The 24,449-nt window shown below is 42.6% G+C and carries 20 protein-coding genes; 3 read left to right on the top strand and 17 right to left on the bottom strand.

Features of this window, described 5'->3' with window-relative positions; translation table 11 throughout:
• Positions 1 to 701: 701 nt before the first annotated feature.
• The 6 genes from Q4567_RS13660 to Q4567_RS13635 all read right to left on the bottom strand — a co-directional run bounded on the left by Q4567_RS13660 (position 702) and on the right by Q4567_RS13635 (position 7,362).
• Positions 702 to 1,322: a cation transporter gene (locus Q4567_RS13660; protein ID WP_303500766.1), complete on the bottom strand. Its 621-nt coding sequence runs from the start codon at positions 1,320 to 1,322 to the stop codon at positions 702 to 704.
• A 92-nt stretch (positions 1,323 to 1,414) separates the two neighbouring features.
• Positions 1,415 to 3,154, bottom strand: a complete 1,740-nt coding sequence (locus Q4567_RS13655; protein WP_303500764.1) for a GMC oxidoreductase — start codon at positions 3,152 to 3,154, stop codon at positions 1,415 to 1,417.
• Positions 3,155 to 3,211: 57 nt separating this feature from the next.
• On the bottom strand, positions 3,212 to 3,820 hold the full coding sequence (locus tag Q4567_RS13650) for a gluconate 2-dehydrogenase subunit 3 family protein (RefSeq protein WP_303500763.1): 609 nt from the start codon (positions 3,818 to 3,820) through the stop codon (positions 3,212 to 3,214).
• Positions 3,807 to 5,054 (bottom strand): nucleoside permease, encoded by a 1,248-nt coding sequence (locus tag Q4567_RS13645; protein WP_216048721.1) that lies wholly within the window; start codon positions 5,052 to 5,054, stop codon positions 3,807 to 3,809. The genes Q4567_RS13650 and Q4567_RS13645 overlap by 14 nt, the downstream gene beginning before the upstream one ends.
• A 62-nt stretch (positions 5,055 to 5,116) precedes the next feature.
• Positions 5,117 to 6,169: a sugar phosphate isomerase/epimerase gene (locus tag Q4567_RS13640; RefSeq protein WP_216048720.1), complete on the bottom strand. Its 1,053-nt coding sequence runs from the start codon at positions 6,167 to 6,169 to the stop codon at positions 5,117 to 5,119.
• 11 nt (positions 6,170 to 6,180) lie between these two features.
• Positions 6,181 to 7,362, bottom strand: coding sequence for a Gfo/Idh/MocA family protein (locus Q4567_RS13635; protein ID WP_303500762.1), 1,182 nt, complete (start codon positions 7,360 to 7,362; stop codon positions 6,181 to 6,183).
• 151 nt (positions 7,363 to 7,513) lie between these two features.
• Between Q4567_RS13635 and Q4567_RS13630 the strand changes: the two genes are divergently transcribed.
• Positions 7,514 to 8,305, top strand: a complete 792-nt coding sequence (locus Q4567_RS13630) for an AraC family transcriptional regulator (protein WP_303500761.1) — start codon at positions 7,514 to 7,516, stop codon at positions 8,303 to 8,305.
• A gap of 58 nt (positions 8,306 to 8,363) precedes the next feature.
• Here Q4567_RS13630 and Q4567_RS13625 read toward each other — a convergent pair whose 3' ends face one another.
• Positions 8,364 to 9,206, bottom strand: a complete 843-nt coding sequence (locus Q4567_RS13625; RefSeq protein ID WP_216048719.1) for a sugar phosphate isomerase/epimerase — start codon at positions 9,204 to 9,206, stop codon at positions 8,364 to 8,366.
• A 384-nt stretch (positions 9,207 to 9,590) separates the two neighbouring features.
• On the opposite strand from Q4567_RS13625, the gene Q4567_RS13620 reads away from it, so the two are divergent.
• Positions 9,591 to 10,898: an amidohydrolase gene (locus tag Q4567_RS13620; RefSeq protein WP_303500760.1), complete on the top strand. Its 1,308-nt coding sequence runs from the start codon at positions 9,591 to 9,593 to the stop codon at positions 10,896 to 10,898.
• Between the two features lie 116 nt (positions 10,899 to 11,014).
• Positions 11,015 to 12,178, top strand: a complete 1,164-nt coding sequence (locus tag Q4567_RS13615; RefSeq protein ID WP_303500758.1) for a YcbX family protein — start codon at positions 11,015 to 11,017, stop codon at positions 12,176 to 12,178.
• A gap of 18 nt (positions 12,179 to 12,196) precedes the next feature.
• On the opposite strand, the gene nagA is transcribed toward Q4567_RS13615, so the two are convergent.
• The 10 genes from nagA to Q4567_RS13565 form a co-directional block, all read right to left on the bottom strand.
• A complete protein-coding gene (gene nagA / locus Q4567_RS13610) occupies positions 12,197 to 13,333 on the bottom strand; it encodes an N-acetylglucosamine-6-phosphate deacetylase (protein ID WP_303500757.1) in 1,137 nt (378 codons plus the stop codon).
• 94 nt (positions 13,334 to 13,427) lie between these two features.
• On the bottom strand, positions 13,428 to 14,321 hold the full coding sequence (locus Q4567_RS13605; protein WP_303500755.1) for a BadF/BadG/BcrA/BcrD ATPase family protein: 894 nt from the start codon (positions 14,319 to 14,321) through the stop codon (positions 13,428 to 13,430).
• 181 nt (positions 14,322 to 14,502) lie between these two features.
• Positions 14,503 to 15,024, bottom strand: coding sequence for a response regulator transcription factor (locus Q4567_RS13600; protein ID WP_216048714.1), 522 nt, complete (start codon positions 15,022 to 15,024; stop codon positions 14,503 to 14,505).
• On the bottom strand, positions 15,021 to 16,265 hold the full coding sequence (locus tag Q4567_RS13595) for an ATP-binding protein (RefSeq protein ID WP_303500753.1): 1,245 nt from the start codon (positions 16,263 to 16,265) through the stop codon (positions 15,021 to 15,023). The genes Q4567_RS13600 and Q4567_RS13595 overlap by 4 nt, the downstream gene beginning before the upstream one ends.
• A 34-nt stretch (positions 16,266 to 16,299) precedes the next feature.
• Positions 16,300 to 17,478 carry a hypothetical protein gene (locus Q4567_RS13590; RefSeq protein WP_216048712.1) on the bottom strand — a complete coding sequence of 393 codons (1,179 nt, stop codon included), beginning with the start codon at positions 17,476 to 17,478 and terminating at the stop codon, positions 16,300 to 16,302.
• Positions 17,478 to 18,644, bottom strand: coding sequence for an MbnH family di-heme enzyme (locus tag Q4567_RS13585; RefSeq protein WP_303500751.1), 1,167 nt, complete (start codon positions 18,642 to 18,644; stop codon positions 17,478 to 17,480). The genes Q4567_RS13590 and Q4567_RS13585 overlap by 1 nt, the downstream gene beginning before the upstream one ends.
• A 71-nt stretch (positions 18,645 to 18,715) precedes the next feature.
• Positions 18,716 to 19,675 carry an MbnP family copper-binding protein gene (locus Q4567_RS13580; protein WP_303500749.1) on the bottom strand — a complete coding sequence of 320 codons (960 nt, stop codon included), beginning with the start codon at positions 19,673 to 19,675 and terminating at the stop codon, positions 18,716 to 18,718.
• 37 nt (positions 19,676 to 19,712) lie between these two features.
• Complete coding sequence (locus Q4567_RS13575) at positions 19,713 to 20,195, bottom strand: copper chaperone PCu(A)C (RefSeq protein ID WP_303500748.1); 483 nt, start codon at positions 20,193 to 20,195, stop codon at positions 19,713 to 19,715.
• Positions 20,196 to 20,418: 223 nt separating this feature from the next.
• Positions 20,419 to 22,509 carry a NosR/NirI family protein gene (locus Q4567_RS13570; protein WP_303500746.1) on the bottom strand — a complete coding sequence of 697 codons (2,091 nt, stop codon included), beginning with the start codon at positions 22,507 to 22,509 and terminating at the stop codon, positions 20,419 to 20,421.
• Between the two features lie 143 nt (positions 22,510 to 22,652).
• A complete protein-coding gene (locus Q4567_RS13565) occupies positions 22,653 to 24,416 on the bottom strand; it encodes a PQQ-dependent methanol/ethanol family dehydrogenase (protein WP_216048707.1) in 1,764 nt (587 codons plus the stop codon).
• Positions 24,417 to 24,449 lie beyond the last annotated feature (33 nt).

Here is a 24,449-nt window from a genome sequence, read left to right as displayed (position 1 = left end):
GGTTTTGCATTGTAGGCGGCGGCTTTAGCCCCGCAATGTGTTTGAGATATTCCATGGCCTAAAGGCCATGCTACGGGGTTTTGCATTGTAGGCGGCGGCTTTAGTCCCGCAATGTGTTTGAGATATTCCATGGCCTAAAGGCCATGCTACGGGGTTTTGCATTGTAGGCGGCGGCTTTAGCCCCGCAATGTGTTTGAGATATTCCATGGCCTAAAGGCCATGCTACGGGGTTTTGCATTGTAGGCGGCGGCTTTAGCCCCGCAATGTGTTTAAGATATTCCATGGCCTAAAGGCCATGCTACAGGGATTTGTATTGTAGGCGGCGGCTTTAGTCCCGCAATGTGTTTGAGATATTCCATGGCCTAAAGGCCATGCTACGGGGTTTTGTATTATAGGCGGCGGCTTTAGCCCCGCAATGTGTTTAAGATATTCCATGGCCTAAAGGCCATGCTACGGGATTTTGTATTGTAGGCGGCGGCTTTAGCCCCGCAATGTGTTTGAGATATTCCATGGCCTAAAGGCCATGCTACGGGGTTTTGCATTGTAGGCGGCGGCTTTAGCCCCGCAATGTGTTTGAGATATTCCATGGCCTAAAGGCCATGCTACGGGATTTTGTATTGTAGGCGGCGGCTTTAGTCCCGCAATGTGTTTGAGATATTCCATGGCCTAAAGGCCATGCTACACAGACGTCGGCACAATATTCAGGATTGGGCGGTGCGATACTCGCTAATTGATTCTTTTAAGACTTGTGCAGCGGATTGTAAGAATAAGCAGGCTAAAGCTAGACCGATCACGATATCTGGCCAACCGGAGCTAGTTAACCAAACCCCAACACCAGCAAAAATAACTGAAATATTGGCGATAATGTCATTGCGTGAACATAACCATACCGAACTCATATTAATGTCTTCCGCGCGGTGTTTCCAAAGCAATGCCAAACATACACCATTGGCTAATAAGGCGATGAAACCAAACAGGCTTATCGCTTCATATGTGGGTGAGTGAGGAACTATGATACTGTAAATTGCTTGGGCTAAAACAAATAAACCAAATACAGCCATAATCGAGCCTTTAAACATGGCGGATATGGCTTTCATTTTTGCCCCGCGAGCAATCACATAAATGCTAAAAATGTAAACCATTGCATCGCCCAGCATATCTAAAGAATCTGCAATTAACGACACTGAATTTGCCATCAACCCAGCAGTCAATTCCACAACAAACATGATCGCATTGATAGCCAGCACTATCTTTAACGTCTTACCTTGTTTATCCCTGAGCGCTTCTATTTCACAGGATTTTTCACTGCAGCAATTGGCCATTTTATCCCCTGTCAGTTTATTAGATGCTAAGTCGGCTATTTTGAGGGACATGGCGCTATCAAGCAACCCCAAATAGTCGTTAGCGTCTTAAACTACAAACGCTGTGCTTTAATTTCCTTAGCACAATAATCCACAGCCCTAGCAGTTAACGCCATAAAGGTGAGTGATGGATTAACCACACCTGAAGAGCAATATGCCGAACCATCGGTGACAAATAAATTAGGAATATCATGACTTTGGCAATATTGATTTAATACAGAGGTTTTCGGATCTCGTCCCATTCTCGCGGTGCCAACTTCATGAATAGCAATACCTGGAGCACGGTGGGGTAAATCATAGCTAGTGCCGCTTTTGACATTAGTACATCCACCAGCCCGTAACATTTCAGCGCCCATTTCGGCGGCGTCATCCATCATAGCTTTTTCATTTTCTCGATATTGCACGTTAAAGTTAATTAGTGGCATCCCCCACTTATCTTTTTTACTTGGGTGTAATGACATTTGATTATCAAAATGTGGCAACATTTCCCCTTGCGCAGAAAAATCAACGCCCCATTTACCCGGTTGAGTTAACTGATCTTTAAACTCACTGCCAATGCCATCTTGTTGGCTTTTGCCACGCCAATCAGCGCGATAGGTATTAATGCCATAGGCGAACCCGCGCAAATAGCCCTTACGGTATAACTCAGGTCTGGTTTGGAAATTTGGCATATAACAAGATGAAGGCCGTCGGCCTTTATAATACTCGTCCTCAAAACCTTCAATATCCCCAGTGGCGCGGGCATTATAGTTATGATCCATTAAGTAGTGGCCTAACACACCTGACGAATTAGCAATACCATTAGGAAATTTCTTAGAAGTAGAATTGAGCATAATTTGGGTACTACCAATGGTACTTGCACACAAAAACACCACATCGGCGAAGTACTCACGGGTAGACAGATCATCGTTGTCGATCACTCTAACCCCAACAACACGATTGCGTTTTTCATCATATATTAAGCTATGTACAACACTATTTGCGGCAATACTCAAATTATTGGTTTTTGCTGCTGCTGGCAAAGTTGAGCTTTGTGTCGAGAAATAAGCCCCAAACGAACAGCCTTTTTGGCATTCATTACGGGTCTGACATTGCACTCGCCCCTGAGATAGATGCAAAGTAGTGGGTTTGGTCAGGTGAGCCGTTCGTCCCATTATTAAATTACGTCCGGGAAAGGCCTTCTCTATTGCTGCTTTCAACGCTTTTTCTGGGCCCGTCATAGCAAAGGGCGGTAAAAATTCACCATCGGGTAGGTTAGACAAATTCTCTTTGCTACCACTGATGCCAGCAAAGGTTTCAACATAAGAATACCAATCTGCAATATCTTGATATCGAATCGGCCAATCATTACCAACCCCATCACGTTTGTTAGCTAAAAAATCGTCTTCACACATGCGATAACTTTGCCGATGCCACAACAAAGATTTACCGCCTAATTGATTTGCCCGTATCCAGCGAAAATCAGTACCATCAGCTGTTTCATAGGGGAGATCGCGGTCATTGCCAAAAAATTGTTTAGTACCATCGTGAAATGCATAACAATCTTTTTGAATTTTGTATTGTTGTTCAATTAGCAGATTATCTACTTTGCTACGATTTTCATAATCCCAAACCGGCTTACCTTCAGCGACATAATCTTTGCGGTGTTCAACCACTCGGCCACGTTCGATCATCAAAGTTTTGAAACCCCGTTCACAAAACTCTTTCGCTGCCCAACCACCGGTAATCCCAGAACCCACAACCAATACATCAAATTTTTCATCTTGTTGTTTTATATAAATATCATTATTCACGTCATTTCCTAGCGATTTTTTTGTTCGAACAAAAAACTATGTCAGTACCAAACTAGCTCAATAATAAGCAAAACTGCCCCACGATTTGTCATCCTCTTTTAAAGGAATAACACTAAAACCGCCTGGCACAGGGTCGTATCGAAGAATTTTGCTTGCACCTTCTTCCGATGTGAAATAGCCAAATATAATCAGTGACTTAAGAAACTTAAACTGATTTTTTTGTGGTAGGGAAAAGCCTTGCATGGCTTCAATAGCTTGTAATAATTCAGCTTGCTTTTGAGCATCAATTTGACTGAATGATTGCTTAAAATTTGCCATTGAATATTGGTCTATTTGGGTAATAATATCCAAGCACACTTGCTGCTCTTTTTCACTGTGACAGCGAAATAGTTGGTGGTCGACAAATCCGTGGCAATCTAAATCTGCACCGCTAGGAGTGTCAGTTCGCGGTAAAATCGTGTTAGCGATATGCTTTAATGTCAGCATGGTGGGTTTATCAAACAACACTCCTGCAGCGTCTAAATCCCCAGTTCTAATCTGAAATCCCATTGCCACGTTAAGATTCGAGCCATATACCAGAGCAGTGGCCGTGGTCAGTCCCATTGCACGGACAAGGTGCTGCACAAACTTGCGTCTTTGTGGTTGGCTTAGTTTAGTTGGTTTCATCGGAGGCTCCCGCTTCGTTATTGATTGCGATTTTTTCGTTTTTGAATGCCAGCATAAATAGTAAAAATACCGCTAATGCGAATACCGCTGGGAATAACCAAATATTGAACCAGTCGTGGCCAATGTCAGTAGCATACGAATCGGCTATTTTGCCAGCTATCCAGAAGCCAACTAACATACCAATCCCATAGGTTGCTAAGGTAATTAGACCTTGTGCCGCATTTTTCACTTTAGCTCCGGCTTTGGAGTCTGTGTATATTTGTCCAGAAACAAAGAAAAAATCATAACAAACACCGTGTAACGCAATACCGACTAAGAGTAAGGCAATTCCACTGTCGGCATCTCCATAGGCAAATAACACATAGCGTAAAACCCATGCCAGCATACCGATCAATAAAGTAATTTTAATACCGAAGCGGTTTAAAAAGACCGGTAGTATTAGCATAAATACGACTTCGGAAACCTGTCCTAGCGTCATTTTCCCGGTCGCATTCGCGACCCCAATTTCAGTCAAAAATGGGTTGGCATTTTGATAATAAAAAGCCAAAGGTATGCAAATTAAAATAGAAGATATAAAGAACACTAGAAAGTTTTTATCTTTCAATAATGCGAGGGCATCAAGTCCCAAGATCTCTTTCAATCCCATTCGTTCACCAGCACTTTTCGGTGGCGTTTTCGGTAGCATGAAACTAAACAGCCCCAACACTAGAGATGCCGCTGCGCACAATAAAAATGTATTGCCGAGCATTCCTTGTTGAATTGCTTCTTTTCCATCCCAAGCAAATAAATAACTAATCGATAAACCAGCCACAATCCACCCTATAGTGCCCCACACCCTAATTTTGCCAAACTGTTTTGACGGGTCACGCATTTGCGAAAACGCCACCGAATTAACTAAGGCTAAGGTCGGCATATAAACAATCATGTAACCTAAAACAAATGGATAAAAAGCTGCAAAATCAGGGGCTTGATAAAGGCAATACATCAGCACAGCACCGATTAAATGCAGCACCCCTAGAATTCTTTCGGCATTGAAATAACGATCAGCAATCAGACCTATGATAAATGGGGCGATAATGGCTCCCCATGATTGCGTCGAAAAGGCCATACCAATCTCACTACCCGAGGCAGACAAGTTATTGGCCAAAAACGTCCCTAAAGTGACAAACCAGCCTCCCCAGATGAAAAACTGTAAAAACATCATTAAACTTAGGCGCAGAGTTACATTATTCATTTTTCTTATTACTCCTATGATCAAACCAACAACGATTCGTTGACCACTATTTCAATTTTACTTTAGAGCCCCAAAATACGGCGATTCAATTCATCGTCTTTGCCGCTACCCGCAAAGTCATCAAATGCTTTTTCAGTGGGACGAATAAGATGTTCAGCAATAAATTTTGCACCTTCTGCCGCACCGTCTTCTGGATGCTTAATACAACATTCCCATTCCATGACTGCCCAACCATCAAAACCGTATTGCGTCAATTTGCTAAATATTGCTTTAAAATCAATTTGACCATCGCCCAATGAACGAAATCGCCCGGGTCTATCCAGCCAGCCTTGATAGCCGCCATACACGCCAGAGCGGCCAGATGGTCTAAACTCTGCGTCTTTGACATGAAATGCTTTGATTCGCTCGTGATACAAATCGATAAATGCTAAATAATCTAGTTGTTGCAGAATAAAGTGGCTTGGATCGTATAAGATATTAGCCCGAGGATGATGATTAGTGGCCTCTAAAAACATTTCGAAAGAAGCGCCATCATGCAGATCTTCACCAGGATGCAACTCGTAACACAGATCCACGCCGGCCTCATCAAAGGCATCCAGAATCGGCAACCATCGACTCGCCAACTCTGCAAATCCACGTTCGACTAATCCTGCAGGTCGTTGCGGCCATGGATACATAGTGTGCCATAATAAAGCACCGGAAAAACTAGCGTGAGACGTCAACCCTAAGTTAGCACTTGCTTTCGCTGCCCACAGCATCTGCTGTACCGCCCACTTTTGACGTGCGGCTGGATTGTTTTTCACCTCATCCGGGGCAAAGCCATCAAACATTTCATCGTAAGCAGGATTAACGGCAACCAACTGACCTTGTAAATGAGTTGATAACTCACTAATTACCATGCCATGTTTGGCAACGGTCGCTTCAATATCTGCACAGTAAGTCTGATTCATCGCTGCTTGCTGTAAATCAAAAATGCGCCCATCCCAAGTGGGTATCTGAATCGCTTTAAAACCTAACGATGATGCCCATTGACAAATATCATCTAAATTATTAAACGGCGACTCATCGGCGGCAAACTGCGCTAAAAAAATACCGGGGCCTTTAATCTGTTTCATTGTCTGTTTCCTTAAAGTTGGATATCGGCAAGTAAAAAGGGATGCCACTTTTGCGAAGACTTGCTGGCTGCAACGGTATTTTCAATAAATGCCATTCCTCGAATTGCTTCATTTATGCCTGGCGCTTGAACCGAAATATCCGTCTGCTTTGATACATCAAAGTCGCGAATCTGTTGTGCAAATTGACCATATAGATTGGCGAAAGCTTCAATATACCCCTCAGGGTGCCCCGCAGGAGTACGCAGACTTTGCGCAGTTGCAGGAGCACACTCACCAACTCCGGCACGAATCATCTGACTAGGTTTATCGTTAAACTTCATCCAAAGGGTATTGGGTTCCATCTGTTGCCACTGCAGGCTAGCTTTTGTTCCATAGATACGAATATTCAAATTATTTTCTTCACCTACTGATATTTGGCTTGATAGTAAAACTCCCTTTGCGCCATTGTTGAAACGCAATAACACGGTACCGTCATCATCGAGTTGTCTGCCGTCGACAACAGGCTCCAAATCCGCACATAATTTGACAATTTCTAAACCGCTAATAGTTTCTGCTAAATTTGCCGCGTGTACACCGATGTCGCCCATACAACAACTCACCCCAGCGCGCTTAGGATCTAAACGCCAACTGGCTTGTTTGCTATCTTCATCATCTTTGTTGGCTAACCAACCCTGAGTGTACTCAACCAGTATTTTAGTAATGTCGCCAAGCTCGCCGTTAGCTACCCGTGCAGTTGCTTCTTTAACCATTGGATAACCGGTGTAGGTGTGGGTCAATCCATACAGACAACCTGACTTTTCAATAATGCCTTTCAATTCAATTGCTTCATTTAGGGTGAAGGTTGCGGGTTTATCACTGAGTACGTGAAAACCTGCCTCAAATGCAGCTTTAGCTACTGGAAAATGCAAGTGATTCGGCGTAACTATAGAAACAAACTGCATCCTCTGGGATTCTGGCAGTCTCGCCTCCTCTGTAAACATAGTGTTAAAATCCGCATAACAACGAGTGGCAGGAATATTCAACATTTCAGCAGTATTTAAAGCATTTTGATAATCGGAACTAAACGCCCCACAGACCAACTCGATCTCTCCGTCTAGATTTGCGGCAGCACGGTGGATAGCACCAATAAATGCGCCCTTACCTCCGCCAACCATACCCATTCGAATTTTACTCGATGACCTTGTGTTCTCCATGAATTCCTCACCCTCGCATAAGCATTAACATTTCGTTATCAAGTATAGGCAATCAGGCAAGCTTCTCGATATAATTTATTCGGTCATTAGTGCAATTATTTCGGCGCATACTATAATATGAACTTATCTAACGACGTCACCTGAGGGATTTATGTCACAATTCTGGATTGAATCTATGGGAGAGCTGGAAATCAAACAATTAGTCGATGTGTTTGAACTTACTCCAGATATTCTGTTTTGGATTAAAGATCGGGAAAGTCGTGTTGTTTATGCCAACAATGCTTATCTTGAACACTCTGGATTTCAGCATAGAAGCCAAGTTTACGGAAAAAGCGATACCGAGCTTTTCGATCCCCATCTAGCACTGCAATACATAACGGACGATCGAAAACTGCTAGAAGGAGAATTAATTACGTCTCGCTTGGAAATGAATATATCTAAAGATGGAGAATTAGGTTGGTTTTCAACATCAAAGCGGCCACTGCGCGATAAAAATGACAATATCATCGGTTCTTACGGCATCACTCGGCACTTTCATAAATCCTCTCAAGCACTAGCAAATTTTGAAAGCATTCGTATCCCCTTAGATTTCATTCGCAAGAATTATCACCGGGCCATTTCATTAAAGGAGTTAGCGGAGTTATCCCATTTGTCTGTCAGCGCCCTTGAAAGACGTTTCAAAAAGCAATTATCCAAGACACCCACTCGAATTATTAGCGAAGTACGTCTGGAAAATGCGAGATTAATGTTGGTGGAAACAGATACTCCGATTTCTGAAATCGCGTTCAAATGTGGCTTTAGTGATCACAGCTATTTCACGAAGCAATTTAAACAATTTTTTGGATTTCATCCCTCCCAAATGCGCGAACAAATGCAGGCAGATAAAATACAAAACGCGGCGATTAAAGCGACCATGTTAGACGATGCTGATTCGCTGGAGTAGATACAACTAACGAGTTTTGAGACGCTCAAAACTCGCCTTTGAGTTTACTGACGAGTTACTAATACTTTTCTAAAGACTGCAAATAAGACAAACTCGCTGGTATTTGTTGAACCACCCGAGACGACTCATCTTCTAAAAAGAAGTATCGGATACCTTGCTTTTTAGCTTCCGCCACAACTGCAGCTATGCCCACGTCTCCCTGCCCTAACACGACATTAGTATCACCGTCAGCAGATCCTTTAGATGAATTTTCAGTACCTTTTTTACGATCTTTTAAATGCAATGAAGTGAATTTTCCAGGGTATTTTTTAAGTAACGCGGTAGGATCCATGCCACCGTGTTTCGTCCAGAATACATCCATTTGAAATTTAGCTTGGTCGACATTTTGGATAATGTAATCGAACAGGGTTTCATTTTTATAAGGTAAATATTCGTATCCATGCGCATGATATTGCAAGGTCACACCATGCTTCTTGAGCAACGCACCGGCTTGGTTCATTACATCTACGGTTTTTTGCGCATCTTCAAATAGGAAATTTTCACCATGAGGAACCCAATAGAAAGTGGTATAGCTTGCACCATAGAATTTGGCTCGATATACCGCCGCCATAGGATTATCTCGAAGTTCCTCAAAACTGGTATCTGAGCTCACCACATCAATACCGCGTTTATCCAATTCTGCTCGAAACTCTTCAACGGTGTAACCATATAGATCACGGCTACCTTCCACTGCATGTAAACCCCACTGCTGGATTTGGTCAAGGGTTTTGGCTGGGTCTTCAGCAAATTGATGACGTAAACTAAATAATTGCAGTCCCAATTCATGGGCAGCCAATTGGGCACTAGTAAGCAAACAAATACTCATTGCTGCGCCACTTACAAGTCGTTTCATCGTTTTCATGAGTTACTTCCGTTGTCGATTGGTTAATTTTAGAATAGCCGAAATCATATAAGCATGTGTGCTATTAGCCGTATAAGAAAATCGGTTGAAGCTATAACAATTTCAGCGAATAACAATTTATTAACGTCTTCTATCCACTTTGTCTCAGCAGACCCCCTAGTTCGTCGCAAACTGAAAAATTCATAGTTTTTACAGACCCGTTAAGCAAGCAAAGATTTTTTGAATAGGCATACTCGCGCCCATCATGTGCTTGCACAGATAACTCAAATACTGGGAATTTGTTTCGTTTCCCCTTATTAACTAAATCCTGGATAACATCAAGATTATGCGCTCCAAATTTAGTAGACTCATGAATTACAGATTGGACTTAGAGGATCAACAAGGGTGAAACTTTCAACATATTTAATAACTTTATTATTAAGTTTAGTGATTTCTAGCAAGGCTTTCAGCGCTGATTTAGAAACTCTGATTGCCCAAAAAAGTGACGAGATTGAGGCTGAAGTGATTAAGTTAAGACGTCATTTCCATGAAAATCCGGAGCTGTCTAATCGCGAATTTGAAACCGCAAAAACAGTTGCTGCCTATTTACAGGATCTTGGTATGGAAGTAGAAACTGGGGTTGCCTTTACCGGCGTTGTAGGTGTTCTCAAAGGTGGCAAGCCGGGTAAAATACTAGCTCTAAGAGCGGATATGGATGCGTTACCTGTTACTGAACAAACTGGTTTACCATTCGCTTCAAAACAACGAACTCAATACAATGGTAAAGAGGTTGGCGTGATGCACGCTTGTGGACACGACGCTCATATGGCGATTATGTTGGGTACTGCCAAAGTACTGGCGAGCATAAAAGAACAGATTCCAGGCACTGTTAAATTTATATTCCAGCCCGCTGAAGAGGGAGCGCCACTAGATGAAGACGGTGGTGCAGCAATGATGATTAAAGAAGGTGTGTTAGAGGGTAAATATGCACCCGAAGCAATATTTGGTTTGCATGTATGGCCATATAAATCCGGTGATATTCTATATCGTCCTAAAGGAGCCATGGCAGCAGTGGACACCTTTTTCATCGAAGTAACCGGCAAGCAAACCCATGGTTCATCGCCTTGGTTAGGTGTAGATCCCATTTTAGCTGCCAGCCAAATTGTGACCGCAATACAAACTATTCCAAGCAGACAACTTGACATCACTGCGGCACCTTCGGTGATCACAGTGGGCACTATTGAAGGTGGTTTGAGACACAATATAATCTCCGAAAAAGTTTCCATGAGCGGTACTATTCGTACCTTTGATAAAGGTATTCGTGAAGAGTTACTAAAACGCTTAAAATCTACGGTTGAAACCGCTGCTTCTTTGACTGGTGCTAAAGCCGATTTTAAAGTCATATCAGCAACTTTAGTCACCTACAACGACGAAGCATTGACCGCACAAATGCTACCTACAATTAAAAAAGTGGTTGGTGAGGAACATGTGCGCCAAAATGCTGTGATTATGGCTGGGGAAGACTTTTCCTATTTCCAAGACAAAATTCCAGGATTGTATTTTATGTTGGGTATTGGGGCTGATGGTGTGCCAGAAGAAGACATGAAAACCAATCACAGTCCTGATTTTTACGTCAATGAAAAGGCCTTAAAGACCGGTGTAAAAGTGATGTCATCCTTGGCTGTAGACTATTTAAATAGTGCATCCGAATAATATTCACTAAACCACAAACAATTAAGCACCGTTATTCAAATAGCGGTGCTAATACATTTTTCAAAGTGCATGCAAATTGCGAAATGTTTAACACATAACCTAATAAGACAACTACTGTGCCCCAATTAACTCTTAGTCAAATCAATATTTATCCTATTAAATCCTGTGCAGGTATTTCCTTATCCAGTAGCAAAGTAGAGCAAATGGGTTTGGAATCTGATCGCAGATTTGTATTAACCCAAACCAATGGCACCTTTATCACTGCGAGAACCGACAGCACCTTGTGCCTTGTTCAAACGGAGGTCACGGCAACAGGTTTGCGATTAAATGCGCCAGGAATGCCAGAATTAATTATCAAATATGCAGAGTTTTCTGAAAAATATCAGACGGTGAAAGTTTGGGAAGATGACATAAATGGACAATATTGCGATCCTATTTATGATCACTGGTTTAGTCAGTTTCTTGGCAAACCATGTAAATTGGTGTTCTTTGGCGAACAATCAAAGCGTCGGGTTAAAAACAGTGACAGTGAGGTATCTTTTGCTGATGGCTATCCATTTTTAGTAATTTCACAGCAAAGTTTAAATGATCTAAATTCACGTTTAGCTACACCAGTGACAATGAGTCAATTTCGGCCTAATTTAGTCATCGATAATTGTGCGCCATTTGAGGAAGATAATTGGAAAAAAATTCGCATAGGTGAAGTTGAATTTGAGATCATGAAGTCATGTTCGCGATGTATTTTCACAACAGTTGATCCAATTACTGGCGAAAAAAACCCTCAATTAGAACCCCTTTCAACGCTACAAAAGTACCGTAAAGATAAAAAAGGCGATGTGCTTTTTGGGCAAAATCTCATTGCCCTTAATAGCGGAAACTTAAGCCTAAACGATGAAGTGGTTGTCACTGAACGGCAAACTCGCACTATTCATTTTGACCTAGGCTCGAAGCCAGCAAGAAAAGCCGGAAGATCACCAATTCAAGCAGAGAGCACTGAGCAGAGCGCAATAAAATCTGTGGAAATCGCTTTTTCTAGCTGGAATGTGAATCACCAAGGTGACAATCAAACCTCCATTTTAGAGCAAGGGGAAGCCGCCGGCTTAAACTTACCTTACTCTTGTCGAGCGGGGATTTGCGGCAGATGCAAAGTCAAACTCAATAGTGGTCAGGTCAAGAACATAAACGAACTTACTGGCTTAACAGAGCAACAAGCAAACCAAGGTTACATACTTGCATGCAGTTGTGTCCCTCAAACCGATGTGGAAATTACTAAAGCATAACCGCGGGTGGTGCATAGATTATATTTGAGCCCCTTCATGGGTAACCTGAACACCACCAATCCAGCACCCTAAAGATTGCAGTTGATCATCTAGCAGCACAAAATCCGCTTGCATCCCCACACTTATTTTACCTCTATCTGAGCAATCTAAAAAACGAGCGGGAGTTAAACTTGCCATATTTAGCGCTGACTCTAAGGCTATTCCCATATTTTGATGAATATTACTCACTGCTGATGCCATATCCAGAGCGGAGCCAGCTAAGGTGCCATCGGGTAAGGTGAGTTTGTTACCGGTACGTATAATATGCGTATCCAGCCAAGGTAAGGATTCAACATCGGCCCCAACATGTGCCATGGCATCCGTCACCAACATTAAATTCTGCCAGCCTTTGCACTGGAACGCTAAACGGCAATTGTAAGGGTGTACATGTAATTCATCGGCAATCAGTCCACAAGTAACTCGGGGATCGTGCAATGCTGCAGCCACCATTCCTGGATTTCGCGCCGCCAAGCCTGACATGGCATTGAATAAATGCGTAAACCCACTAGCGCCAGCATCGATGGCTTGCAGAACAGTATCAATGTCAGCATTTGAGTGACCCAAAGAAACAATCACACCGCAGCTTACCAATTCCGATATCTGTGCAGCTGAGACATTTTCGGGGGCCACAGTGACCACAACTTTACCCAAATCTTGACGACAAAAAATCGCCATTTCCTCTTCGCTTAGCGGTCTTATTTCATGACTTGAGTGAATTCCGCGCTTAGGAATACTCAGATGAGGCCCTTCAAAGTGTACGCCCAAAATTCCCGGCTCTTTTAACGCAATCGCTTCTGCGATAGCGTCTGCCGCTTGCTGCATAATGGCCAAATTGTCGGTAATCAGTGTTGGTAACATTGCTGTTGTGCCAAACAAACTGTGTGCTTGTCTGATTTTTCTGATCGTAGTCAGACTCGGTTGTTGATTAAACATGAGCCCGCCACCACCATTCACTTGAGTATCAATAAAACCAGCTGTCACCAACCCCTTTAAAGGTAAATCTGTGGATTGGGGATTCGTATCTAATCCGCGTATAACCCCGTTTTCAACACTCAACCTGACATTATCTCGAATACATTGCCCATCGAACAATCGACTGGCGTGGTAAAAAGTCATATTTGATTCCTGTGTGATTAGCCTAATTATCTCAATTGGAGTTAACTTGGATTAAAAGGGTCGTTACATTCTCGCTAAAACACAACAGCGAGCGCTACTTGCTGTTATGTAATAGGTCAAATTCTCTTTTCGCCAACATAATTGCGCCATACTCTGGTGCGGCAATTGGTGGCTGAATAGAGCCTTGAATATCTTCATCCAACCAAGGTTGGATGCGTGAGGCTAACCCACCTATAAAGGCGGTACGTTGAGGCCCATGAGTCTGTAATTTTCTCGCCAAAGAGCTCAAATAAGTTGCTCCTTGTTTAACAATTCCTGTTGCAACAAAATCGTTTTGATCTGCATATTCGAACACTAATGGCGCTAATTTAGCAAAATCTGCGGTACTGGAGGTTAAATATTTTTCGACTATTTGGGCGGGATCTGAACAATTAAAAAACTGAAAAACCGCCTCAACAAATGGACTTGATGGTGCAATGCCATCGAAACTTTCTAATGCCCAACGCACAGTTTGCAGTCCCATCCAAGCACCGCTGCCTTTATCGCCTAACAAAAATCCATGGCCTCCGTACTCAAACTGCAGCCCCTGATTACAGGCAAGCGCAGAACTACCGGTTCCAACTATAACAATTGCGCCTGAATCACTATTATGAGCACCTAAGCACGCAATGTATAAATCAGTACTCAGGGTCAACTGAGCGTATGGATGTTGCCACGCTTGCATTTGCGCTTTATAAAAAGGTAAATTCAAGCCAGCAAGCCCCATAGCTGTGTGGGTTTTTGCCAAGGCGGAATTAGGTAAACCCGCAAGCTTTACAACCTGTTCACTGACCTGTTGGATGGATGCCATTGCCAATTGCTGATCCCGTGCAGGATTCGCAGGGCCGGCGACACTTTCAGCTAAAAGATTTCCTTGTGCATCTTCTAAGCGCGCTTTGCACTTACTACCACCACCATCAATACCCAAAAAATAGGAAGGATTAAGCAATTTTATGTCCTCATAGCAATCAAATTGCATTCTAACATGATATTTTTGCAGCTTGATTAAATCACCTCTGCAGTAAATATAATTTTGTCTATTTTAGCGCTGAACAGTTAACCATATTTGCGGGTTTAGGTACGCTTAAAATGAGGTAAGCCAAATGAGATAGAGCAGCACTAGTTTTTACTTAATCGCTTCTCGGTTTTTTGATTAATTTACGTTGTAAGGTTCTGCGATGCATTCCCAGTTGCCGAGCAGTTGCTGAAATATTTCCCTGATTAGCTTTCAGAACTTGCTGAATGTGTTCCCATTCCAACCTTGCAGGCGACATGATATTAGTATTCTGTGTGACCTCTTTTGGGGTGTCACCGGCTAACATTGCTAACAAGGTTTTACTGTCTACAGGCTTCGACAAATAATCATCTGCACCAGCTTTAATAGCTTCAACTGCGGTCGCAATACTGGCATATCCAGTTAACAGAATGATTCGAGAAGTGGGTAATAACTGCCTTAATTGCGGCAAGATGGACAAACTATTTTGGCTGCCCACTTTTAAATCTAAAATTAGGTGTGTTGGAAATGATTGCTGTGCCAATTCTAGGCCTTTTTCCACAGTATCTGCGTGCAAACATTGATATCCTTGGTGTGTCAGTCGTCGCAATAAAATATCGGCAAAACTCTGCTCATCTTCCACTAACAAAAGTTTCATTGTAGGGTTACCAATTCTAATAAAACTTCGGCCACCGCCCCTGACTCTGAATGGTTATACAAGCGCAGTTGCGCTCCCAAACGCTCTAATGTAGCGTGACTAAGTAATACTCCCATACCAAATCCTTGTTGACTTTCTACTAAGGTCGACCCCAACTCGAGCAAGCTCTGTTCGGGTAGTCCGGTACCAAAGTCACGGATACTGAGCACCAGTTGACTTGTTTTAGCATGATTATTGACTTGACACTGAATTTGAATCTGTTGGCAGTTATTACGTTTACTAGATTGCACAGCATTTTGAATTAAATTTAATAACGCGGGTAACAAAGTGGTATCTGCACGAACAGCAAATTTCTCTAAGCTCGCTATTTTGTATTGGACTTCTATATCAGCAAAATTTAGCTGTACCTCTTGTTGCAATTTGACAAACAATTGAGGTATTGGAATCAGTCTTTTGGTGTTTAACTTTACCTCTTCCGACATCTCGCGAAAATCTTCCAAACGACGGCTACATAAACTTAATTGTTCGCTCAATTGTTTGAGCAGAGGATTGTCATCATTTAATTCAAACTCAAGCTCTTCGGTTAGCAAATTTGCCGTCGCCAAGGGGGTTGCCAGTTGATGAGCAAATTGAGCTGCAGTAGTGCCTAATGCTACCAATTGTTCTTGCCGTAATTGTTCTTCCCGCAACTTGCTTACAAAACGCTCTTGGTTTCGCATAGCTTGGGCTAAAGATGCCACCACCAGCACCACCAATAATGCAGATACAACAAAATTCACCCACATTCCTAAGAAGTGTTGCTGCATATCGACCATATGCATCTGATGAGGGTCAATGCTAAAGAATAATACAGAATAAGCCACTAAAGCGGCAAAGCTGACCAACAGCAACAAGCGACGAGAAAGAGTAACTGCGGCAATCGCGACGGGTATCAACAATAACGAAACAAAGGGGTTGGTTGCACCTTTGGCAAAGAATAACAATACTGTCAAAAGTACAATATCGAGCAAAACTTGGAACAGATATTCACCTGAGTGGGCGTTTCGATTGCCTCGATAACAATAGAATAGCAACATATTAATCGCCAACTCTAGTGCAATAATTAACTTTAAAGTTAAATAAGGAAGTGTGTATTCAAACCAATATTCGGCAAGTAAAACGACCAACAACTGCGCAAATATGAATCCATATCGCAGTTTGATGAGTTTTAATAGTTGTCGGTTAGTTTGTAGGTGTGGCATCGAGATTAAATCACTTTAGTCTATTTTTCATTATTTATAGCAGCTTATAGTGCCAAACTAAACCCACAGACCATCTACTAACCCCTTCTTCTTGGGTATCATCTTGATACCATTCAGTACGAAACCTGAAGTCTTGGTGAAACTGCCAAATCCAAGCCACAGCAGCTTTTGCCGGTTCATGGTCATTATTAAATAAGCCTGACTGTTGGATAAAGGTTTGTGATGTCTCAGTAAATCGATTGTCTACCACTAAACGCTCATACTTAGCTTGTAAGGTATGATTATCAAGTGACACGCCAACTTGAAACTTGTAACCATCTTGAGTGGCGTCTAAAACCGCTGTCTGCGTTGTGTCAGCTAGGTCAGCATCGAAGTCAGCTCGAATCCATTCAACGTCAGCATGTAAAGTGATAGGGTTAAGTTGCCATTCAAGATTAGCAAATGCCCCGACCATAGTGGTATCACCAGAGAATGAGAGATCTGATGCGGTAAGATCTTGGTCGCCATGGCTGTGACCATCGCTATAACGTTCATCAACTCGATTCTCCGCTCGGCTATGCATTAGCCAACTACCTAAAGTGGCATTTATCCCGTCGTGTTCATATTGATAATGGGCGAACAATGCTGCGGCACCTTCTCCGGAGGTCGCTGGCCAATTATCGCCATTCCAAAGCTCAGCACCAAAATCAATTCCCATCAAACGGATTCTAGCGCGCGCTCCTAAGTCTCTGGAATGCCGTCCAAAAAAGACATCAGCGAGCAAAGGAGCTTCACTAAATACATCGTCAGATGCGTGAAAATTAGCCGTCAGTGTCACTTCAGTTGCCATTTTACCTACTTCAAATAACAATGGCTGTCCTGCGATAGAAGAGCGCGTCCCAAACCAAAGGTTTTCTAATTCTAACTCGCTTTCACCACTGTGACTGTGAGCCCCTACTTTGGTGCTAATGAAGTAATCATCTTTAATGTTTAAGTGCCCCAACAATTGCACATCATCCAAAGTTACACCTTTTTCTACAGGAAGCGCTTCGCCGCCAAGTAGTACACCAGGGAACTGCCAAATTTCAGTATCCGAGAACGCATCTTCGCTTCGATAAGTGATTGCGGTTCGCACTTCAACTGAGTCTGGACGCGCGGCTATGCCCTCAACTTCGTGAGCTTGCGATGTAAAAGGGACAAAAAATCCAAAAATTAAGCATGCTTTGAGTTTCATTATTGCTCTTCAAAAGGGTTTGAAAATTTAGGGTTATTAATAAATTCGTAATCGGTAAGTGACTCTAAAAAAGCGATCACAGCATCTATCTCTTCATCACTTGCGACAAATCCCAAGATGAGTCCAGACTTCAACGGACTTAAATTACCGTCACCGGCGTTTTCACCATATTCGATTAAACGCCCACCACGGGCATAGTGCTCGATGACTTCCCGCAATGTGGCAATACTGCCATCGTGCATGTAAGGCGCAGTTAATTCGATATTGCGAAGACTTTGTGGCCTGAACAACCCTTTATCAGCTTCATTTAAGGTTAAATCGTATAAACCTTGATCGCTTGCGGGGTAACTGCCCTCACCATCAACGTTGTACAAACCGTTATTGAAAAATGGGAATTGGATGTTGCCTGAATTTGTATTGGAGTCTCGATAGGAAACAGAAAAGTTTGCACCAGTATGGCAATGGAAACACTCGAACCTTTCACCATTAAATAATTGAAATCCCAATTTTTGCTGTTCTGTCAGTGCGGTTTTATCGCCCAGTAAGTACTGATCATAAGCGCTACCGGCACTTATCATGGTGCGCACAAAGCTGGCTAAAGAAAAAATGATTTTATTGATTGTGGCGCCTGTATCACTCTCAGGAAAAGCATTTGCAAACATTTCAACATAAACGGGATCAGCATCAAAGCGTGCTAACACTTCTTCAAGTTCCGAGTCAGTAACGCCTAATTCAATAGGATTATCGGCACGAATAGGCACATTTAGCTGATCTTCAAGTTCCAGAAACGTATCGTTGCTCCAAGTGAATGTCGAATGATAAACCACATTTGCCAAACCTTGACTGTTGCGGGTTAATTGATGGCCGGTGGAGCCTGTTGGCACTTCTAAACCATCAGAAAAAGCCAATTGCTGGTCGTGACATGATTCACAAGATTGAGTTTGATTAGCAGACAAGCGTTTGTCGTAAAACAAAAAACGACCCAGTTCAATTTTTTCCCGAGTGAGCGGGTTAAAATCAGGAATTGCTGGCACCGCCATATGCTCAGGTAGATCCAACAATTCCCTTAGGGTTTCTTGTTGCGCACTTTCTTCCACCGTCGTAGTGGACGATTGATTACAGGCACTTAACATTGCCACTATCACGACTGCAAAAATGTACTTCATATCATCACTTTAATTGCACTAAAATAAATATCTAATAAGGCAAAACGAAGATTCAACAAAAACGTTGAAAATCATTCCATACTCACGGTTAGATTGCTGCTGGCAGTCGCTTCTCCAGTGTCCCCGTCAATCCCAAAGTTAACGAATATAGGGCCGCAGTCCACTTGTGTAGAACTAGGCGCGGAGTGGCAACTTACAGCAGGTGCATCGGTTCCATTTGTTGATGCAAACGCCACATCGTTCAACACCTTTTGCACATCAATCACCACAGTATTTACCGCCGGATCAAAATCAATGAGTTCGACTTTGGGGGTATTTACAAAGTCACACTCATCTTTACCTTCAAGTGCAAGCAATCCATCTCCACCACATCCGCGACTACCTATGTGTAAGTAACCTTCACCAGCAATCCCATTGGTATCTTCAATGGCAAAGTTCATCACGAAATGGCGATAACCACCTGCCCAAGACCAATACATTTCATTTAATGGAGAAGGAGCGTCTTCAGCTGAGTTGGTCGCAATTACATCTTTCATTACGCCTTGGGGAACACCAACATCAAAGGTCACTTTAGTGACGCCAGTATCAAACAACGTCCCAGTTATTGAGGTATTTGTCCGAGCGGTACCTTCACTAAACGCGATTGCATCAGATTGGCAAGAACCACTTGAATTGCTGGTCATATCTACTAGTCCAACAAAACCTTCAGCGTTTTGATACTGGAATTCGTTTTCATCTAATGTGATCTCAATCTCTACATCATACTGGTCATAAAATTTAATATTGCTCACATAAAAACGCAGATCACTCAAACCAACACTGTAACTCTGATCACTGCCGTATCCTGTTAGCATGGTGTCACAATTGATTTCTTCAGAACCGCTCATAGCTTTAAAGTTAAGTTTAAAAGCTGTGGCTACAGGAGCCACTAAAGTATCGTCGCTGGAACTGCTTCCACCGCACCCCGTTAAAACACTAAGACCAAATAATCCGGCGATACTGGTAGATATAAAACGTGCATTCATTTGCATAATAGTTCTCTAATAATGAGTGGTTAATGATGAATTACTAGTGATGCGAGCCTTCAGTGGCAGACTGATTAGGTTTATCTTCTACCCAAACCTCGACGGGTAGCTCTACACTGTGTTCGAATTGCAAAGTCGCGATAAATTTATCGCCTTTTTGTAATTGCTTTTTAAGGCCAAGCAACATGATGTGCGCGCCTTTGGGGAGTAGCGCTAATTCTCCTTTAGCTGGAATAATTAAACCATCGCGGGCTTCACGCATTCTGGCCATATCCTGATTGAAGGTGGTTTGATGTATTTGAACCGATGAAGCAATATTTTCAGGTACTTTTACGGCAATTAACTTTTCCGATTCAGCACTGGGATTGTGGATGTTTAGGTACACGGCCCCTGTTGTTACAACAGGCGCAGTCGGTCGAGCCCATGGATGCTCAATCTGTAATTTGCCAGCATTAAAGTCGTGTGCAAGCACGCTAAAAGAACACAAAAAAAATACAAATGTGAGTTGCCAGAGCAAAATACGCATGGCCTATTCCAATATAAACAAAAACGATGATTGACGACCATTATAGAAACTTAAGTGCTATCAACAATGCGACATATTGTCGCACCCTATTAGCAATTCAGTGGGTTAAATAATTGAAACATAGTGCATCTTTAGTCAATGCAGCGCGGAAGATAAAGCCCGAAAGCTTGAATCTATATAGATTCAGGAACGGAAACTAAACACCAAATAGAAACTACAGTGTTTAAACTGCTTGCTGAGAAACGTCGATGGCTTTACCCATTTTTTTGCGCTTATTCTTTTTAAGCGGGGGGCATAAATCATCATTGTTGTAATACACAATACATTCCAAACACTGAACGCATTCATTGTAATTAATCTCACCTTTTGGGGTGATAGCTTTGATATCACATTTATGGTGGCATAAGGTGCACGGAGAGCCACAGTCTTTCCTGCGGGTTAGCCATTCCCCCATATGGAAATAGCCTAAAATAGCTAATCCAGCCCCCAATGGGCATACATACCGACAGTAGAACTTATTAATAAATAAACCCGCGCCAAGTAGTACCAAGGAATACACAACAAATGGCCAATACCGATAAAACTGCAAGGTAATCGTCGTTTTAAAAGGTTCAACTTCTGACAACACTTCCGCAGTGCCCAGCGAATAAATTGAGGTAAATACCAGCCCTATCAATATTGCATATTTAATCCACCACAACTTGCTGTGTAACCAATACGGCACTTTCTTTTGGCGAATACGTAATTTTTTAGCCACCCAACCAAGCATTTCCTGCAATGCGCCAAAAGGACATAACCACCCACAAAATATTCCACGGCCGACTATAAACAAGCTGATAAAAACGTAGATCCACAAAATAAACAACACCGGATCCATTAAATACATTTGAATTTCAAAGCCTTTGAATAGACTTTGAATAATTGGAAATATATTAACTACCGATAGTTGCCCTTGCGCATACCAACCGATGAAAAACAGGGTGAAAAACATGAACCCCCAACGTACCACACGGAAAAGTTTTTGATTAGCAGACAACCGATGCTGATAGACGAAAATAAAAGTGACGGCGATTAAGCTAACAACTAAAACGCTTATCACAGCAATCCGAGATTCCCATATTCTTACCCATGGCGGTGTAGCGGCCTCAACTTCAACAGCCTCCGCAATATCAAAAAGAGACAGTGGCAACTTATATTCATTCTGAAAACTAGCTTGTTGTTGTACGAGGTGGTTTTTAGCCACTGTTATATTGAGGGAAAATTGCATCGGTAAACTAGGATTAAATCCCGACTGCGTATTAACCACAAACAGTTGTAAATCATCGGCGATTGGCGCTTGTTGCGCTAGGCTAGGCTCAGTAAAGCTATAAAAATTTAAATCCCGCATTGCCAGCGGTAAACTACCTTGCTCCAAACTAATCTGGTTTGCCACTGTACCTGGCTTGAAATCATCTTCCAGATAGTGATAAAAACCTTCTGACATAACCGCAAACGCTTGTTCGTTAGGCTTTAATCCGTCCATTAATCGTTGGTATTCACCCTCACCAAGCAAATTAATGCCAATACTAGGAGCATTCAAATAGGCGTAGTAAATAGTAAATTCATCACCTTGTTCGGTGGTGAATGTATCTGTTGGAAAGTCTTCTAATGCGGCATGTAATTGTTGTTCAAATTGTTCTCGGGTTAGCGTCCATTTTTGCACATAGTTTTTGTCTAAAAGTTGTTGCCATGTGAGTGGCTGAAAATCGTCGTTAGGGGTAGCTAAAGGCGCAACTGTAAAACCCTCCAACATATTTCTAGCCACTTGCAAAGAAGACAACAAAACAGTGTCATTGACCACAATCACAGAGACCGTGGCTTTGGTAACGCCATCAACATGTACAGTGTTGTCATCGGGATTGGTATCGTTAGCGGCTTTGTCTACTATGATTCGATTGGATACGTTTTTACCAATGTATTGGGCAATGAATGCATTTAATGGCTCAGGACCTAAACCATGCAGAAATATTGGCTCATGATGCGCTAAAATTTGAATCCCTTTGATGTTGCCTAAAGTGTCGAGTCCAATCAAAAGGTTAATTTTGTCGCCTGAAAAACCCGGAAGTTCGACTAAGTCATTTGTTTGAAATACGTAACCAAGTAATTCTTGAAGTTGATATACCGGTTGTACCGGATACTCCGCTAGGGTTTCACCGATTAACGTGGCTTTAGGAAATATTTGTTTGATTTGTTCTTCAGGTATGGCAGACGCCTGCGCTACGCTATGCAAGAAGGTGATTGCGAATATGATTAAACAATTGCGAACAAGCATCATGGCAATTGGCTTCCTAATTTGCCTCAGTTGATAAACAAGCTGACGTAATCAAATTAAAAACGGTCTGACAAATACAGCTGCCAGACCACTTAAATAAAAAACGTGACAAGATGGTGGGACCCCCCCTTGTCACGGCGCCAACATTAACTGCGTGGCAATTTAAAGGTCCAAACGGTTCCTCCTTGGTTGATATCTTTGATGGTCTTAGCAACTTCACCGCCCCACAATGGAACAGCGCCACCCCATCCAGATAACACGCTCAGGTATTGTTCACCGTCTTTTTCCCAAGTCACAGGCGAGCCAACAATGCCTGATCCAGTATTAAACTTATAAACGACTTCACCAGTCTTGGCATTAAAGCCATATAAATAACCTTCAGGTGTTCCAGTGAAAACTAAGTTACCAGCAGTGGCCAATACACCACCCCATAAAGGCGATTTATTTTTGAATTCCCAGACCAATTCGCCGGTTTTAGGATCAACCGCTTTTAATGAACCTATGTGGTCGAAAATAGGTTTAATGGTAAAGCCAGAACCTAAATAAGCCGCACCTTTTTTGTAATTTACCGGCTCATTCCAAATGTCCATGCCCCATTCATTAGAAGGTACATAGAACAATCCAGTATCTTGACTGTAAGCCATAGGCATCCAGTTTTTACCACCTAAGAATGCAGGTACAGAAAAGATTGATTTACCCTTCTCACCTGACTCAGAGTCGGCTGGATTTCCTGGACGACCTGTTTCACTAAAAATTGGGCGTCCGTTTTCATCTAAGCCCGTAGCCCAAGTAATCCCGTTAACAAATGGAAATCCGCGAATGAACTTACCGTCTTCACGGTTAAGAACATAAAAGTAACCATTTCTATCTGCGGTTGCTGCTGCTTTTACCGTTTTGCGGCCATCTTTATAGTCAAACGCAATAACTTCGTTCACACCATCAAAATCCCAACCATCATGTGGCGTGGTTTGAAAATGCCAAACAATTTTTCCAGTATCAGGATCGATGGCTAAACGGGATGAACTGTATAAGTTGTCACCTGGACGTAGGTGGGAGTTCCATGGTGCTGGGTTACCAGTACCCATAAATATCAAATCTGTATCAGGATCATAGGTGCCACCTAACCAAGTAGCTGCGCCACCAGTTTTCCACAGGTCGCCGGTCCAGGTTTTGTTTGCTTCGCCGCCAGTAATCCCGTTCTCTTTACCATTGAGGTATCCCATGTGGCCTTCTACAGTGGGACGCAACCAAATTAACTCACCGGTTTTAGCATCTCGGGCTTCAACTTTACCCACTACCCCAAACTCACCACCAGATATCCCCGTCACGACCATACCTTTAACGATCATAGGTGCTGCAGTAGATGAGTAACCTGCTTTGTAATCACCCATCTTTTTACGCCAGCGAACCTTACCGGTTTTCTGATCCAAGGCGACCAATATTGCATCTAGCGTACCGAAGATAACCAAGTCATCATAGATTGCCACACCACGGTTAATCACATCACAACAAGGCATGATGCCATCAGGTAGTCGAGCTTCGTACTGCCAAAGTTCATCACCAGTGTCCACATCAATTGCATACACTCGAGAATAGGACCCCGTCACGTACATCACACCATCTTTCACTATTGGCTGTGATTCTTGACCACGTTGTTTCTCGCCCCCTAAGGAGAAAGCCCAAACAGGATGCATTTTTTTGACATTTTTGGTATTCAGAGTATCAAGTGGACTGTATCGCTGACCACGAGGACCAAGACCATAACTAACCACATCATCTGTGGTTTGCTGGTCGTTGATAATATCTTTATCTGTGACTGCGGCATGCGCACTTGCACTTAACACCCCAAACGCGAGGGATAGGCCAAGTGTCGTACTAAGCAATTGGCCTGAAATTTTTCGGCTTTTCATTAGAATTCTCCAGTAGTTCAACAGGTACTTTAA

This window comes from Aliiglaciecola sp. 2_MG-2023, assembly GCF_030548145.1.
Taxonomy (GTDB): domain Bacteria; phylum Pseudomonadota; class Gammaproteobacteria; order Enterobacterales; family Alteromonadaceae; genus Aliiglaciecola; species Aliiglaciecola lipolytica_A.
This window is presented reverse-complemented; position numbering and strand designations above follow the sequence as displayed.

Bases quoted from the DNA above. Each gene is read 5' to 3' on its own strand.
- nagA (WP_303500757.1), bottom strand. From the start codon at position 13,333: ATGACTTTTTACCACGCCAGTCGATTGTTCGATGGGCAATGTATTCGA.
- Q4567_RS13640 (WP_216048720.1), bottom strand. From the start codon at position 6,169: ATGAAACAGATTAAAGGCCCCGGTATTTTTTTAGCGCAGTTTGCCGCC.
- Q4567_RS13595 (WP_303500753.1), bottom strand. From the start codon at position 16,265: ATGCCACACCTACAAACTAACCGACAACTATTAAAACTCATCAAACTG.
- Q4567_RS13585 (WP_303500751.1), bottom strand. From the start codon at position 18,644: ATGAAGTACATTTTTGCAGTCGTGATAGTGGCAATGTTAAGTGCCTGT.
- Q4567_RS13600 (WP_216048714.1), bottom strand. From the start codon at position 15,024: ATGAAACTTTTGTTAGTGGAAGATGAGCAGAGTTTTGCCGATATTTTA.
- Q4567_RS13660 (WP_303500766.1), bottom strand. From the start codon at position 1,322: ATGGCCAATTGCTGCAGTGAAAAATCCTGTGAAATAGAAGCGCTCAGG.
- Q4567_RS13635 (WP_303500762.1), bottom strand. From the start codon at position 7,362: ATGGAGAACACAAGGTCATCGAGTAAAATTCGAATGGGTATGGTTGGC.
- Q4567_RS13565 (WP_216048707.1), bottom strand. From the start codon at position 24,416: ATGAAAAGCCGAAAAATTTCAGGCCAATTGCTTAGTACGACACTTGGC.
- Q4567_RS13575 (WP_303500748.1), bottom strand. From the start codon at position 20,195: ATGCGTATTTTGCTCTGGCAACTCACATTTGTATTTTTTTTGTGTTCT.
- Q4567_RS13580 (WP_303500749.1), bottom strand. From the start codon at position 19,675: ATGCAAATGAATGCACGTTTTATATCTACCAGTATCGCCGGATTATTT.
- Q4567_RS13645 (WP_216048721.1), bottom strand. From the start codon at position 5,054: ATGAATAATGTAACTCTGCGCCTAAGTTTAATGATGTTTTTACAGTTT.
- Q4567_RS13590 (WP_216048712.1), bottom strand. From the start codon at position 17,478: ATGAAACTCAAAGCATGCTTAATTTTTGGATTTTTTGTCCCTTTTACA.
- Q4567_RS13625 (WP_216048719.1), bottom strand. From the start codon at position 9,206: ATGAAAACGATGAAACGACTTGTAAGTGGCGCAGCAATGAGTATTTGT.
- Q4567_RS13570 (WP_303500746.1), bottom strand. From the start codon at position 22,509: ATGATGCTTGTTCGCAATTGTTTAATCATATTCGCAATCACCTTCTTG.
- Q4567_RS13650 (WP_303500763.1), bottom strand. From the start codon at position 3,820: ATGAAACCAACTAAACTAAGCCAACCACAAAGACGCAAGTTTGTGCAG.
- Q4567_RS13630 (WP_303500761.1), top strand. From the start codon at position 7,514: ATGTCACAATTCTGGATTGAATCTATGGGAGAGCTGGAAATCAAACAA.